Below are 14,699 nucleotides of genomic sequence, written 5' to 3'. Positions count from 1 at the left end.
CATTCTTTAAAGCCTGTCAGTTAGACAGGCTTTTTTGTAAACCATAACTAAACTTCAACCTCTACTTGATTTCTACCTGCATTTTTTGCACGGTATAGCGCGATATCGGCACGCTCAATGGCTGATTTAAGGCTTTCATTGTCATCGACAATGGTAATTCCAAAACTAGCTGTGATTGTCAGGTTCCGAGGAAAACGTTTCTGTTCGGTTAGATAGCGCAAGTGTTCAGCAAGAACACCTGTCGATTCAATACCGTCAACTTCTGCGACAAGAATGAACTCTTCTCCTCCCCATCGGATTAATCTGTCATGGATGCGGATATTTTCTTGGATGAGTTCCGCTAAAGATTTAAGGACATCATCTCCAAGGTTGTGTCCGTATTCATCATTGATTTTCTTAAAGTGGTCAATATCAATTAGAATTAAACCTAAATGTTGGTTGTTACGCTTGGTGGCAGCAATTAGCTTCTCAAAGCGGTGGTGTAAATACTCGCGATTGAAGCTACCTGTTAAACGGTCATGATGTGACAAATATTGAAAGTAATCTTTTTCTCGAAGTGTTTCTGTAATGTCGGTAAAGCTGACAACCGAAGAGACATCCGTTAAGTGGCTAATTTGAACTTTAAATGAGCCAATGGTATCTCGTCCTCGTTCAAGTGCAACAAGGCGTTTACTTTCAGGTAGCTTCATTAAGTCTTGCAGCCAGTCTGCCTGTTCATATGGTTTCACATAGTGGTCTTTGTAGGCGACAAAATAGTCACAGATACAATCAGAATGGGTTAAGAAGGCCTTCAAGTCCGGAGAATTAAAGAAATTCAAAAATCGTTTGTTCGCGAATTGAATTTTTCTTCCGTTGGTGACAATGATGATGCTTTCTTGCATATCCAGTATGCTTTGCAATTGTGAATGTGAGTCGTGCTCAAGAGTGACATCGTAGACATATCCGATGAAATTAATAATTTCATGGCTGGAATCTCGAAGAATGTATGTAATGTCAGAGACCCATTTTACTTGATTGTGAATATCAACGATTCTGTAAGGCTGATGTCTAAAGAAGGTTTGGTTGGTTGCAATCGCATTTTCAACTTCGCTCAATACACGACTTAGATCGTGGGGGTGAATACAGTTGGCGTATAGTTTTCCGGCTTCTGTAAAGTCTTCAGGGGTATAGCCTAATAAACACTCGACACTTAATGAGACATAATCAACATTCCAGTTTTTATTATTGCGCCATTTGAATAAAACGATATCTCCCATATCAAACAGCGATAAGAAAGTTTGCTGTTCTTGAGTTAATTGGTTTGCGTCTTTAACCGCAAGTTCAAGTGAGGCTTCAATGCTTTTTTGTTCTGAAATGTCAATAAGTACGCCTAAGATGCAGGCTGAATGAGTTTCCGTTAATTGATAAGTTATATGCGCTAATACCCAGATAAACTGTCCGTTTTTATGACGAATTCGAAATGATAAATTCTGACTTTTATTTTCTTGTGCATGAATATCTTTTGCATCGAATAAGCGTCTGACCATTAAGCGATCTTCATTGTGAATCAGTGCCAACCATTGCTCTATATTGTGCCAGTCATTGATTTGGTAGCCGAGGATTTCGAAGATTTTAGGCGAAACGAAGCAAAAAACTTTTTTTTCTAAATCAACTTCAAAACCAATCGCATGGACATTTTCAACAAGACTTTGGAGCTGATGTTGTGTCTTTTGCAACACGAAATGATTATGAAGGTGTTCTAGGTTTGTGTAAATTTGGACAAAGCTTTCTTCGAGTATTTCAAGCCAAGGTGTTACCAAAATTTCAAAGCAGTGGAGTTTTAGGTTGAAATAATAAGAATTTTGGTGGTTATTTGGACAGAGGACCTGAATATTTATATTTGTTTCAACCAAAGGTAAAGGATCTGAAAATTGCACTTGATCATAGCTTGAATCAGATGAAACTGCGGTCGGAGGTTGATGAGAAATAGTTACCGGCCGGTTAAGATCGTTATCTAATGTTTTTACAGTTAATTCAGATAAATTAACAGATAATTCAGGTTGATTACTGAGAAGTTTTTTAATACTAGTCAAAAACTCTGATGCACTCGGAGTTTTTAAAGTCAGCTCTGCAATATCAGCTCTAAGTTTATGACTTTTGGATAAAAATCGTTCTTTTGTTAAGAGCTCTTCAATTGCTTTAACAGAATGCATGTAATACTCAAGTGTGCGGAACTCTGCAATAAATATTTGAGTATTATTTTCATCGGTAACATCATCGATTTGTCTCGCAAGCATTAGCACTTCGAAAATACAGCCATTCTTCTGCTGAATTTTAAGAGTCGCATTTACTATATATTTTTCGGATTTTAATGTTTCCAAATAGCTATCGAAAAACGGTATGGAGTTTGTGTGCAGTAGGTTTTTAAATGAAGAATTGATAAGGTCTTTTTCAGGATAGCCTGTAAGGATTTCCCAATTTTTGCTGACGTGTAAAATATTTGCAGCAGCATCCATCTTTAATGAAAGGGTATCACTGTTATCAAAATCAACGGAGAGGTCTCTGAATTCTTTTGTAGGAAAAATTGATTGGTTCATAGGTTGTATTCTTGTCTCATAAAGAGGGTTCTGATTTAGGCATTTTTGTTTTGTTGAGATATTAATAACTCGATTTCTTCCTGATCGAGGTATTTGTCTTCCTCTTCATGGTCATTAATTTGTCGAGCAACAATGCTTGGTAAGCTGAAATCCATGCCCTTTGTTTGATTTTCACTGAGCATGCCGACAAATTTATTCAATGAGATTAATACTTGACCATTTAAGTCACGGTTGGTTTGTTCCAAGATGATTTCGTTCAAGTGTCCCATCCATTTCATCTGTAAATGATTCATAGTGTCAAGGTATTCTTCCAAGTTTTCACCTTGCTCTGCCAGCATATGTGCCTTATTGAGTTTTTGAATGTCATCAATCATCATCTCTGCGATTTCTATCGTTTGGCTGGCTGTGTATTCAAGCCGTTGATCGATAAAGTCGAGACATTTAATCGCTTTTTGTTTTGGGGTTAATTTCGACACTTGAGCCACTCCTAATCAACCGAATACCTTTTGGGGCAATGCAAAGGCAAGTAAAAGCAACTTTCAATCATGCGTTTACTTATTTCTAAAAGGTTAGCAAATAATTCATAAATTATGAGAACTTATTGTTAGACAAATTAAATTGTAATCAACTTTTTACTCCTTTTTGCATGATTGGTGTGATTGGGATTTATCTTTTTTATAAAGAATAATTAAGTATGATATAAGTAATAATTCTTAAATCAATAGATTGTTTTTAGATCTGAATTTTTTATTATGCCTTTGAGGGAGGGTATAAATAAGGAGTGGTAAACAGTGAATAATCCGATGATTTTGGTCATTGAGAGAAATGAGTTGCATCATAAACTCATACATGAAGCGCTTTCTGAGAACTATTCTCTGGTGTATATCAAAGATTCATCTGAATTGGCTCATAAAGCGATGGATAAACCACGTCTTATTCTGTTGAATCTCTATCAAGCTCAATATAAGCATGATCATTCTTTAGACTGGATTCAAAGCGAATGCAATGGTCGAGTTCCAGTGTTATTTATATTGGAAAAGCATTCTCCATTATTAATTCAAAAAGCTTTTGAACTCGGTGCTCAGGATGTGCTTGTTTTCCCAACAACGCATGAATACATTAAGCGAAGAGTTGATGGTCAGTTTCAGTTGAATGGGCTGAAGAGTATGTTGAATGTTCAACAGCGTACTGGACAAGATAACTGGTCCATTATGGATAGGTATTTGCCTTTCCTGTTTATTAATCTAAAGGGTGAAATTAACTTTTTTAGTGATGCGTTATCGCAAGCGCTCTCGGTTAATAAAAATTCAATTTTAGGTGTATCCTTCATTCAATTCGCTCAAAGGCATTCTGCAAATGTTGATTTTGAGGAGTTTTTTGATAAATCTTGGTACGAGCAGTTTATGGAAATTCCAAAGGAAGAACAACATTGGGTTATCAGAGATCAAAATGCGGAAGGTGATCAAAATTGGTATCGTTTAACGTTAGTTCCGCGTTATGACGGTTTTAACATTTGGGTGGGGTTTAGTCTCTTTTATCAAAATATCAATGACACCATCAAATTAAAGTCTCTGGCGGAAAAAGATGCTTTAACTAAAATTGCCAATCGCTTAACTTTGAATCAAACGTTGCAATCGGAAATTGACCGTGCCAATCGAATTCGAGATACATTTTCAGTGATTATGTTTGATATAGATAACTTTAAAGAGGTAAACGATTGCTATGGTCATTTAGTTGGCGATCAAGTGTTAACGGAACTAACAAAAATTATAAGTCTTAATTCACGCAAAATTGATGTGTTTGGTCGTTGGGGTGGTGAAGAGTTTATGGTTATTTGCCCACATACAAATGAAAGGGGCGCGGTGGTTTTGGCAGAAAAATACAAACAAGTTATTTCTAAACAGAAATTCTCAACGGTTGATCAATTAAGTTGTAGCTTTGGGGTTTCAGAGTATCCATTGGATACAGATGCCAATATGGTGATTGATCATGCCGATCGGGCACTCTATCGGGCCAAAGATGGTGGAAGAAATAGAGTAGAATATTTCAGTCGATACGAATATCTTTAATATTAACCTTTACCGGCCGGTAGCAAATATGTCTTCTAATCAAATTTCTAACAATTCTGAACAACTCAATTCGATTGAAAACGGAGAGCAGGTTAATGATCTAATCGCTTCTCGTTTTTGGGAAACGAAAAAACTAGATCAAATGACTAATCAAGAATGGGAATTGATTTGCGACGGATGCGGTTTGTGTTGTCTGACTAAATTGATTGATGATGAAACCGATGAATTAGTATATACACGTGTTGTTTGTCCTTATTCTGACCCTAAGACTGCTCGCTGTACGGATTATGAAAACCGCTCCACAAATGTGCCAGCCTGTGTTCAATTGACGCGCGAAAGAGTCGCTGAGTTTGATTGGCTTCCTGATACTTGCGCTTATCGAATGTTATATCGTGGTCAATCACTCGCGGATTGGCATCCATTGAATACGGGAAGGTTATCAAGTGTTACAGAGGCAGGGGTAGGTCTTTTAGCGATTCCTGTAGTCGTTGACAATGGTAAATTGGATTACGAAGATTATTTGATTGAATCCTTATAAATTCACATCTAATTTTTCATGAGTCATTACAAGATGTAAAGGAAATCTTATGCAATCTCACATTCAAACCAAGTGGTTAAACTTGCCTTCTTTATCTTTACCGGTCAAAGCATTATTCACGGGGTATTTATTAGTCGTAGGGCTCGGGCTTTTGGTGGCAGGTGGGCAAATTATGCTGACCCACGGTATGGCAGATGGAAAATTGGGGTTATCTGTCGAAGATATTGTCTATAGTTATTATGGTAATCGTGAGGGGTCTAAACTCGAATCAAAATTGAATGGGTCAATGAAAGATAAAGCGACACCAGAAGAAAATTTAATACTGATTAAGTGGGCGCGAGAAGGGGCAGATGAGAATGAGTGGCAAAATACTATTCAACCAATAGTGCAGAATAAATGTGCCATGTGCCATGCGAATATTCCAGGCTTGCCAAATGTCACAAAGCTTGAAGTGATGAATGAGATTGCAAAAGTTGATGAGGGCGCTTCTTTTAGCGCTTTGACTCGGGTATCACACATTCACTTGTTTGGGATTGCGTTTATCTTTTTCTTCATTGGCCTTATTTTTTCAATGTCGGTTGGGTTTAAGCCTTGGGTGAAAGCACTGCTTATTTTTACCCCATTTGCATTTTTAATTATTGATATCGCTTCGTGGTGGCTAACTAAGCTTGAACCGAATTTTGCATATTTTGTGATTATTGGTGGTTTTGGTTATTCAGTTGCATCTACTGTTATGATTTTCTCTTCACTCTATCAGATGTGGATTTTTCCAATGAAAAACATTACCTATGATGTGAATACATGGAGTGATAAATAGTTCATCTAGAAATAAAAAAACCGCATAGATTGTTCTAATCTTGTGCGGTTTTTTATCGGCCTTTGAATTAACCTCTAGCTACATACATGTTAATCCAAAGCTAGTGATGATGACCACCAGGACCATGTGCATGACCATGTTCAATTTCTTCATCCGTCGCTTCACGAACGCCAGTCACTTCTACTTCAAAACTTAAATCGACACCGGCAAGAGGGTGGTTTCCGTCAACGGTAACTTCATCACCTTCAATTTTAATAATTTCTACAGAATGTGTTCCATATTCTGATTGTGCTTCAAAACGCATACCTACTTCTAAAGTTTCAACACCTTGAAACATTGAATTTGGGACCGTTTGAATCAACTCTTCTTGAACTTCACCATAGCCGTCTTTTGCTGCGACTTCAGCCGTAAATTTGTCGCCAACTTTTTTTCCTACCATTTGACTTTCTAAGCCTGAAATAATGTTGGCATGCCCATGAAGATAGGCTAAAGGTTGACCGTCAGAAGCATCTAACTTTTCTCCGGCTTTATTGGTGAGAACATATTCAAAAAGAACAACTTTATTATCAGAAATTTCCATAATTCATCCTGAGTTTATTTATCAATTTTGGTGTGGAAAGCTTTATCATACAGATTCAGTATTTGGGCAGGGAAGTTTCCCGAAAAATTTTTCTTTAAAAATCGATTGGAGTGTATTAATGCTTTGGTTAAAAACCTTTCATATCCTTTTTATGATGTCCTGGATGGCCGGGATATTCTATTTACCTCGAATTTTTGTGCATTATGTAGAGGGAAAAGAAGCAGGGCAAGATGTAGCGCGTCTGGCCATTATGGCGGATAAACTATATAAATTTATGACCATTATGATGATGCTGGCCATTGGTACCGGTATCTGGTTGTGGCTAGCGTATTTTCCTTTAGCAGAAGGAATGGGATGGTTACATGCCAAAATCGTATTTGTCGGTCTACTGCTGGCTTATCACATGTGGACAAAGAAACGTACTAAAGAAATGCAGCAAGGTCATCTAGATCATAGTGGTGTTTATTATCGCTGGGCGAATGAAATCCCATTATTGCTTGCGATTGTTATCTTGATTCTGGTCGTCGTTAAACCTTTTTAGCGTCTTAAATAGTCGACTCTGAATAATAAAATTGCCCATCTAGAAACAGATGACAGATGGGCAATTTATTGATGCTTTGTAAGGTCATTTCATGAATTTCAGACATAAAAAAAGCGCCTTGATCAGAGGCGCTTTTTTGTCTGCAACGTTACGCTGCTAAGTTTCGTTCGTTCAGAATTAACGCTGACGAGCTTTAAACTTAGGGTTTGTTTTGTTGATCACGTAAACTTTACCGCGACGCTTAACGACTTGACAGTCTTTGTGGCGGTTTTTAGCAGATTTTAGAGAAGATAGAATTTTCATTGTGATATATCCAATTATGTGTCGAATATTTCTAAACCAATTCGACTTAAGTTCAAATATTTGAAGCCGCGGATTATAACGATGCCGTAATGGTATGTCTAGTTTTTATTATTGAATAATTTCAATCGATTAAGTGTTTCTTTCATATAGCTAATGTCAACTGTTTATGTTTTAGAATTTTACAACAATGGATTTCCTGCCAAGGGTGCGAACGATTGCCTATAATATCGGCTTGGTAAATGAGTGATAGGCAATCAAATGGGCTTCAAGCAATCTAAATTGACAATTGATGAGGTAATGGGCATAGATGGAATGCTTGCTAAAGCCGTTGACGGTTATGCACCGCGCCAAGCTCAGTTAGATATGGCTCATGAAGTATTTGAGGTTATTCAATCAGGAGAAACGTTTTTAGCCGAAGCGGGCACAGGTACAGGAAAGACATTTGCCTATTTAATTCCTTCGTTATTATCAGGCAAAAAGATTATTGTTTCGACTGCTACGAAAACGCTTCAGGAACAGCTCGTTCAAAAAGATCTGCCGTTGCTTTTTAAGGTATGTGGTATTAAAGGCCAAGCACATATTTTAAAAGGGCGTGATAATTACGTCTGTACTCAGCGATTGGATGTAACAGAAACCGCTGAGCAGCATAGTCGAGAAGATTGGAAAAAATTGGCGATTATTCGTGATTGGCTAGAAGAAAAAACTAGCTCGGGTGATCGATCTGAGATCAGCCAAATTCCTGAAGAAGATATGATTTGGAGAAAAGTGACCGCTCGAATGGAATTCTGCCAATCGACTGAATGCGGCACCGATTGTGGCTGTTTTTATCCTCAACAAAAAGAGATTGCCCAAGACACACAGGTCTTAGTGGTCAATCATCATCTGTTTTGTGCCGACTTAGCCCTCAGGGAGCAAGGATTTGGTGAAATTTTGCCTGAAGCTGATGTTTATATTTTTGATGAAGCGCATCAACTACCTGATATTGCAGCACAATTTTTAGGCTTCACCGTAAGCCGTTCTCAGTTAGATGAATTAGCAAGAGATATCAAGCAGGCACAGAAATTAGAGGCGCCTGAGTCTGGTAATCTGTCGGATTTATCAGTCAAGCTTGAAGAGCAATTAAAAGCAGTGTGTGATGCACTTGGTAAGTGGGAGAAGCGCTGGACTTGGGAACAGCTTGAAATCGAAACGGCTTTTCAAAAGTCCATGGATCGCTTATTACAAACATTGACGCATTTGGCGGATCACCTAAAAGAGATGTCTGACCGTGGAAAACAACTTGGCGCGGTTCATAAGCGTTGCAAAGAGTTTGAGCGACAATTAAAGGATTGGATGACCTCAAAGTCTGAGAATAAGATTCGATGGTTGGAATCATCTCAAGGACGTTTTAAATTGAATCTAACGCCTTTGAGTGTTGCGGATCCATTTAGCCGTCAAAGAGATGAAATTGGCGGTGCTTGGTTATTCACTTCGGCTACCTTAAGTATTAATGGAAAATTTGATTATTTTGCAAAGCGTTTAGGGTTAATGGATGCCAAAGAATCTGTTTGGAGCAGCCCGTTTGATTATGTGAGCCAAGGGGTGATTTATCACCCAGTTGGTTTGCCGCAACCAAACGATCCAAATTATATAAAAATTTGTTTACGAGCTGCTTGGCCGCTTTTGAAAGCCGCAGATGGAAGGGCGTTTTTGCTGTTTACGAGCCATCGTGCTTTACAAGAGGCGAAAACGATTTTAGAGCAACACTGGCATGGAAAATTATTGGTTCAGGGAGAGCAGCCAAAATCTGCCTTACTGGACGCGTTTAAATCTTCTAAGCAAGCGATTTTGTTAGGGACCAGTAGTTTTTGGGAAGGGGTCGATGTGAAAGGGGATTCTCTTCAGTTGGTAGTAATTGATCGCATTCCATTTATCCCACCGGATGATCCAATCGTGAAAGCAAGAGAAGCCTACCTAAAAGAAAAAGGCTTGAATGCATTTGTCCACTTTCAACTTCCAGAAGCAACCATTGCGATGAAGCAAGGAGCCGGCCGGCTAATTCGAGATATCAATGATAAAGGCGTTTTAATGCTGTGTGATCCAAGGTTTTCAACGAAAAATTATGGCAAACAGATCATTAATAGTTTGCCAAATTTCCCTTGGGTTTATGATGTAAAACATGCGCTGACTAAACTCCCAAATTTTTCTAAAGAATAAAAAGTATGGATGAAAAGGACAGGTCGATGCCCCAACCAATTATCTTAGCGCTGGATACCTCTACTCAAGCGTGCTCCGTTGCTATTAATAATGCTCAAGGAAAAGTATTTCATAAAGATGTCATGACGCCACAAAGTCATGCGAACCAAATTCTAGATATGATTCAGACTTTGATGAGTGATGCTGAAGTAAAGCCAAACGAATTAGATATCCTTGCATATGGGCAGGGACCGGGAGCTTTTACTGGTATTCGTATTGCAGCTGGAGTGATTCAAGGGTTAGCCTTTGGTTGGGATAAACCTGTCATCGGATTAAGTAGCCTATCTTCGATTGCCAAATCAATTATTCAATTAAACATCCAGAAGTTTCAAAACTATGAAAGAGTGGAATGGATTTCACTGGTTGATGCACGAATGAAAGAGGTTTATTGGCAAGCAGGGATCCATTTAAAAAATGACTGGCAGGAGTCTGAGATTGAAATGTTACCGGCCGGTGAATTTTTAAGACGTCTTGAAGCTAAGGTTAAAGCGTTTCATCAAAATAGTCTGACGACTTCCACCGATAAAAAAGCTTTAGTGATCTGTGGGGATATTGAAAAAGAGTACCCGCAAGCTATTGAAATGCTAGCGGCTTATACTGGCCAAAACTCAGATATTTCCTGGTTTCCGAGCTTGCCGAGTGCACAAGCAATGCTTGAATTGGCTCGGTTGAAACAGGGAGAAGTTCAAACAACTTGTGAAGCACTCCCTACACCTCTTTATCTTCGTAACCATGTTGCAGACACAATTGCTGAAAGAGAGGCAAAAAAACTGGCTAAATCGAATCTGTCTTAAACTTTCAATAGGCTGGGAAAGATTTTGATTACAAACTTGGTTTAATAGCAATTATTGCTTAAAAAACAGGCAGATTGTACTAAGTTAATGATTTAAAAACTATAATCGGCACTCCAGAATGTTTACACACAAAGTTATCCACAAAATTTGTGAATAAGCTGTCATCTCTCCGTTACAAATTTTTAACAAGGAGCCAAAATGTTACGTTATAAAACGATTGTGGTAGCTTGTTTTTCTGATGATTTACAACATACTGTCCATAACACGGCGACCAATCGATTGATTGAGCAGGCACTCGAATTTAAACTTCTTCAGGAGTTGAAGGCGATGCCTTCGACATTCAGGGTAATATTTGTGCATTGGATGCACTTACCGTCATTTCCAATTCTTGAAGATAACTTGGTTTCGGATGTGCCAGGAGTTTGGTCAGACGAATCGACCAACGAGTTTCAAAAGAAGAAAAAAATATTTGATGTTTGGTTGGATGAGTGGCTTAACTTTTATCGTCATACTCGTTCTGACTTTTTTGAAGACAATAAGCTGGAAGCTGAAACAGATCATAAAGCAGCTGGTGAGACACAGCAGAACCGGGTTTTAGTTCAAGTCGTGCCTGGTGAAATTGAATCTGAATTAGGTGGGTTTTTAAAACAACATTGTGCAGACCTCGTCATAATTTCTAATCAAAAAAGTGTCGATGGGTTTGGGCACCATAATCCAAAAACAATGTTTTTAGAAAAATTATGTTTACCGGCCGGTAGAGAAATTTTAGGCTCGTGTGATTTGTTATGGGTGAACGAACCAAATAATTAAGTTCAACTTCGTTCTTTAGGCATCCAACCTTTATACAAACACCATGCCGATTTAATAACAGACATTTACTAATGAACCTCTTATTCGATCAGAGGTTCTCTAAGGACTTTTAGTTTATGAAAAATAAAATAACGTTATGTGTGAGTCCAAATTTAATGAGATTCAAGTTTTTGATAGTGCTTTTAATGTTTGGCGTCTTTTCATCCCAAAATGTGTTAGCCAAAACTTTCAAGAATGGTGAAGTTGTATTTGCTGCTTTCCCTGTTGGAAACATCAAAAATGATGCGTTTATTGTCGGCAAAGTTAAACGACAACTTAAGAATGGCGACTATCTTCTTTCGGTCTTAGATTATGTGGAAGGTCACGATTACGGAAGTTCCTGTGTTCCCATGGTGAAAAAAGAAGATCCAAATGCCACTGCTTTGGGGTATGAGAAGGGTTGGGAGATGTGGCAAGATACAACAAAGCTTGATACTCAAAACTTAGACTATGTGGTTCCAAAAGAAAATGTTTTATCCCTTGGTTATGGCAAACAGTACTTTGTAGAAAGAAATAACTTATACATTGTGTTTGGACGTTGGAAATCGGATGCACCAGTAATGACTTTGGATCGAATTGCGCGAGCTCAAAGAGAATCTAAAGCGATTGATCTGGATGAGCTTATTCCTGTTTTTGATCTAGTGAAATATCATAGAAAAGTATATTACGATACGAATAATCGCCCCCTTTATGCATTTGAACGTGTTCAACCGGCTATCGAGATGCTTGAGCAAGTTCAGGTTATCTTTCGTGAAAAACCGGAATTTACCAAACTCTGGAAAGCTAAGCAGAGGGATTGGAAGCAAATTAGTCTAAGTAGCTACGATTATTTTATGATTGAGGCAGTGGACAAGGTGTTGTTTGATGCTGAAGATCTGCTTTATGAAGAGGGAATTGAGAATGCTGGAACGGATAAAGTTGAAAAATTAAAAAATTTAGTAAAACAATTAAAGAGAACTTCTTAAAGAGGTTTGACGTAACAATCATTTAAGATGAAAAGATTTCGTTAAAAAGCCATAGTTCAATTGAAACGACACTATGGCTTTTTTTATAGCTGTTTTAAAAAGCAGCTGATGGCTTCTTAGGTTAATCTATTTTGAATGTTTGTAATAAGTTTGATTTAAATAATCGGCAAGTTGTTCAACTTCATCCTCGAACATACCCGTATTTAAATTGTCATTACAGAATTGGACAGTTTTGACTAACTTCGCCCAAGAGTCTGTTTTAACAGGGTCATAAGGTTGGGCTGTGTGGCATTTCATACAGTTAGCGTCAGTATGTAAGACTTTACCAGGATGTTCGGCATAGGCTGATTGGCTAAAAAGTAACGCCATTCCTGCTAAGCTTTGTGAGGCTATAAAAGAAATTGGCTTTAAGTGTTGCGTAAATACTTTCATAATGAGCCCTCTCATTAGTTGATGGTTGAATGACAATTGAAAATTCTCTATTGCTCAATGATTTTACTAACAAAAGTTAGTTAGATAATTTAAAAAACTTTCTGAATACTAAGAAAAACTTATAAATAACAGGTGAAATGTGTCCACGAAAACCTTTATCCCAGGCAAGCAAGCTGCGCTCGAAGATTCAATTGCAAAAATGGAAACGCTTTTAGGTCAATTAGGGTTTGAAATTAACGCACAAAATGTATTGAACCCTGTTGAGAACATTTACTCTCAACACATTTATGATACTCGATGCCGTGGATTATTTACCAATGGAAAGGGGGCTTGTGATAAAGCCTGCTATGCGAGTGCCTTGGGCGAGTTTCTAGAGCGTTTATCGACAAACTATTTTTTCTCGGATTTTTACCTGACTCCAAAGCATGAACAGCATTCTGAAGATTGGCTGTATTACCCCAATGAGAAATCTATACCGGCCGGTAAACTTGATCAATTACTGACCCCTGAGCTTTGGCAGTTTTATGAGCAAGCTTTAGAGGAATATGAAGACGGTTTTGAATTCGCAGATTTTCTTAGCTTAAATGATCATTTTGATCGGGTTACAGCGTTAGAAATGCACTCGGTAAAAACCGGTGATAAAGCCTTTTTTCCAATGAATTTGTTGAGCAACTTATATGCAAGTAATGGATTATCTGCTGGAAACACCGCTCTAGAGGCGAAAATTCAAGGATTGTCAGAAATATTTGAACGTTGGGTAAAAAATAAAATCTTCCAAGAAAACCTATGTTTACCCAATATTCCTCAGACACTGCTTGAACAGTTTCCATCGATTACTGCTTCTATTAAGGCGCTTCAACAGACTGGGCTGGATGTTCAGGTTCGTGATGCTTCTCTTGGGGGAAAATATCCGGTTATCAATGTCACTTTGATTGATATCAAAAAAGGGCGTTGTTTTGCATCTTTTGGTGCGCACCCGATTTTTGAAGTTGCAATTGAACGAACCCTTACGGAGTCGCTTCAGGGTAGACATCTGCAAAATTTAGATGGATTTCAGACACCTGTTCATGATGAGGAAATGGTGTCGGAAGCTGAAAATTTAGAAAATCACTTCATTGATTCCAGCGGATTAATTCATAGCCGCTTTTTGAGCCAATCATCGGATTTTGAATTTCAACCATGGTCTTTTGCTGAAGATATTGCGGAACAGTGGCAGCAACTTTGTAAGTTGGTCTGGGAACAAGGTACGGATGTTTGGTTAGCCCAATATCCTCAGTTTGGTTTTCAAGCAATAAGAATAATTGTTCCTGGAATGTCTGAAGTGTATCCATTGAGCGAAATTGTTGAGAATAATCAGAATAATGGTCGAGCGCTTCGAGAGGCATTGTTTGCCTTTGATCAGTATCCCGATCATTCTTTACCGGCCGGTGAATTTTCAATCGAATTGGAAGAGATTCTGGATGTTGTTGAGCAAATTGGTGCGAGTGACCATCAAGGTGTAGCGAATTTTATTGGTTTAATGCCTGAACCGAATAGTTTTTGGGCACAAATGAATGTCGCACAATTGAGGTTTTGGTGTTATGTCGGCTTAAAATCCTGGACACTAGCCTTTGAACAAGCGCAAGATATGATTTTCTATTTGCGTGAAGAAAGCGAATGGACAACGTGGGTGAAAGCTTACATGTATCTTTATGAATTGCTTGATACTCAACAGGCTTCAATTGAAACCGTACAAAATGGTGGTGACTGTGATTTATCCAGTTTTGTAGCGATGTTTGACTCGAAAACGTATGAGTCGGTTCTGGCGGTGGTGAAAGGTGAATCGTTATTTGCTGGACAGGATTTAGGGCGCAAGATGTTTTTAAATTCTAAACCGCATAATCGTTTGGTCGATATTTACGAAAGTCTACGTAAAGCAAAAATAGAAGAGTTTTCAGAATAAAAATTGATGGTTTCAAACCCGACCAATTTTGCTTCAATGTTTTGGTCGGGCATTTGCA

Annotated in this window: 14 protein-coding genes; 9 read left to right on the top strand and 5 right to left on the bottom strand. The window is 38.1% G+C overall.

The genetic code is table 11. The features are described 5' to 3' along the window. Positions 1 to 47 precede the first annotated feature (47 nt). Positions 48 to 2,576 carry a sensor domain-containing diguanylate cyclase gene (locus tag D9T12_RS06575; RefSeq protein WP_130537424.1) on the bottom strand — a complete coding sequence of 843 codons (2,529 nt, stop codon included), beginning with the start codon at positions 2,574 to 2,576 and terminating at the stop codon, positions 48 to 50. Between the two features lie 35 nt (positions 2,577 to 2,611). Beyond that, positions 2,612 to 3,052, bottom strand: coding sequence for a hypothetical protein (locus D9T12_RS06570; protein ID WP_130537423.1), 441 nt, complete (start codon positions 3,050 to 3,052; stop codon positions 2,612 to 2,614). 315 nt (positions 3,053 to 3,367) lie between these two features. Between D9T12_RS06570 and D9T12_RS06565 the strand changes: the two genes are divergently transcribed. Genes D9T12_RS06565 through D9T12_RS06555 form a run of 3 tightly spaced genes read left to right on the top strand, consistent with a single transcriptional unit; the run spans position 3,368 to position 6,000 of the window. Further along, positions 3,368 to 4,645: a sensor domain-containing diguanylate cyclase gene (locus D9T12_RS06565; RefSeq protein WP_130537422.1), complete on the top strand. Its 1,278-nt coding sequence runs from the start codon at positions 3,368 to 3,370 to the stop codon at positions 4,643 to 4,645. Between the two features lie 28 nt (positions 4,646 to 4,673). Continuing rightward, complete coding sequence (locus D9T12_RS06560) at positions 4,674 to 5,183, top strand: YcgN family cysteine cluster protein (protein WP_206199077.1); 510 nt, start codon at positions 4,674 to 4,676, stop codon at positions 5,181 to 5,183. Between the two features lie 49 nt (positions 5,184 to 5,232). Further along, the gene (locus D9T12_RS06555; RefSeq protein ID WP_130537421.1) at positions 5,233 to 6,000 is read left to right on the top strand and encodes an elongation factor-1 alpha; all 768 of its coding nucleotides are present in this window, start codon (positions 5,233 to 5,235) and stop codon (positions 5,998 to 6,000) included. Between the two features lie 100 nt (positions 6,001 to 6,100). Here the strand turns inward: D9T12_RS06555 and D9T12_RS06550 are convergent, their stop codons facing one another. Continuing rightward, positions 6,101 to 6,580 (bottom strand): FKBP-type peptidyl-prolyl cis-trans isomerase, encoded by a 480-nt coding sequence (locus tag D9T12_RS06550; RefSeq protein ID WP_130537420.1) that lies wholly within the window; start codon positions 6,578 to 6,580, stop codon positions 6,101 to 6,103. A 118-nt stretch (positions 6,581 to 6,698) separates the two neighbouring features. Between D9T12_RS06550 and D9T12_RS06545 the strand changes: the two genes are divergently transcribed. Continuing rightward, the gene (locus tag D9T12_RS06545; protein WP_130537419.1) at positions 6,699 to 7,121 is read left to right on the top strand and encodes a CopD family protein; all 423 of its coding nucleotides are present in this window, start codon (positions 6,699 to 6,701) and stop codon (positions 7,119 to 7,121) included. A gap of 177 nt (positions 7,122 to 7,298) precedes the next feature. On the opposite strand, the gene ykgO is transcribed toward D9T12_RS06545, so the two are convergent. Further along, positions 7,299 to 7,424 (bottom strand): type B 50S ribosomal protein L36, encoded by a 126-nt coding sequence (gene ykgO / locus D9T12_RS06540; protein ID WP_130537418.1) that lies wholly within the window; start codon positions 7,422 to 7,424, stop codon positions 7,299 to 7,301. Positions 7,425 to 7,682: 258 nt separating this feature from the next. Between ykgO and D9T12_RS06535 the strand changes: the two genes are divergently transcribed. The 4 genes from D9T12_RS06535 to D9T12_RS06520 all read left to right on the top strand — a co-directional run bounded on the left by D9T12_RS06535 (position 7,683) and on the right by D9T12_RS06520 (position 12,267). Then, a complete protein-coding gene (locus D9T12_RS06535; RefSeq protein ID WP_130537417.1) occupies positions 7,683 to 9,620 on the top strand; it encodes a DNA repair helicase YoaA in 1,938 nt (645 codons plus the stop codon). A gap of 26 nt (positions 9,621 to 9,646) precedes the next feature. After that, entirely contained in the window at positions 9,647 to 10,453 is an 807-nt protein-coding gene (gene tsaB / locus D9T12_RS06530; protein ID WP_165395052.1) for a tRNA (adenosine(37)-N6)-threonylcarbamoyltransferase complex dimerization subunit type 1 TsaB, read from the top strand. Positions 10,454 to 10,651: 198 nt separating this feature from the next. After that, positions 10,652 to 11,263 (top strand): hypothetical protein, encoded by a 612-nt coding sequence (locus D9T12_RS06525; protein ID WP_130537415.1) that lies wholly within the window; start codon positions 10,652 to 10,654, stop codon positions 11,261 to 11,263. A 116-nt stretch (positions 11,264 to 11,379) separates the two neighbouring features. Further along, positions 11,380 to 12,267 carry a hypothetical protein gene (locus D9T12_RS06520; protein WP_165395051.1) on the top strand — a complete coding sequence of 296 codons (888 nt, stop codon included), beginning with the start codon at positions 11,380 to 11,382 and terminating at the stop codon, positions 12,265 to 12,267. Between the two features lie 126 nt (positions 12,268 to 12,393). On the opposite strand, the gene D9T12_RS06515 is transcribed toward D9T12_RS06520, so the two are convergent. Beyond that, positions 12,394 to 12,699, bottom strand: a complete 306-nt coding sequence (locus tag D9T12_RS06515; protein WP_240693136.1) for a hypothetical protein — start codon at positions 12,697 to 12,699, stop codon at positions 12,394 to 12,396. A gap of 139 nt (positions 12,700 to 12,838) precedes the next feature. Here D9T12_RS06515 and D9T12_RS06510 point away from each other — a divergent pair, with 139 nt between their 5' ends. Beyond that, entirely contained in the window at positions 12,839 to 14,641 is a 1,803-nt protein-coding gene (locus tag D9T12_RS06510) for a YcaO-like family protein (RefSeq protein ID WP_130537413.1), read from the top strand. Positions 14,642 to 14,699 lie beyond the last annotated feature (58 nt).

The organism is Thiomicrorhabdus indica (assembly GCF_004293625.1).
In the GTDB taxonomy this organism is placed as follows: domain Bacteria; phylum Pseudomonadota; class Gammaproteobacteria; order Thiomicrospirales; family Thiomicrospiraceae; genus Thiomicrorhabdus; species Thiomicrorhabdus indica.
The sequence above is the reverse complement of the archived record's forward strand: the minus strand, read 5'-3'. Positions and strand labels throughout refer to the sequence as shown.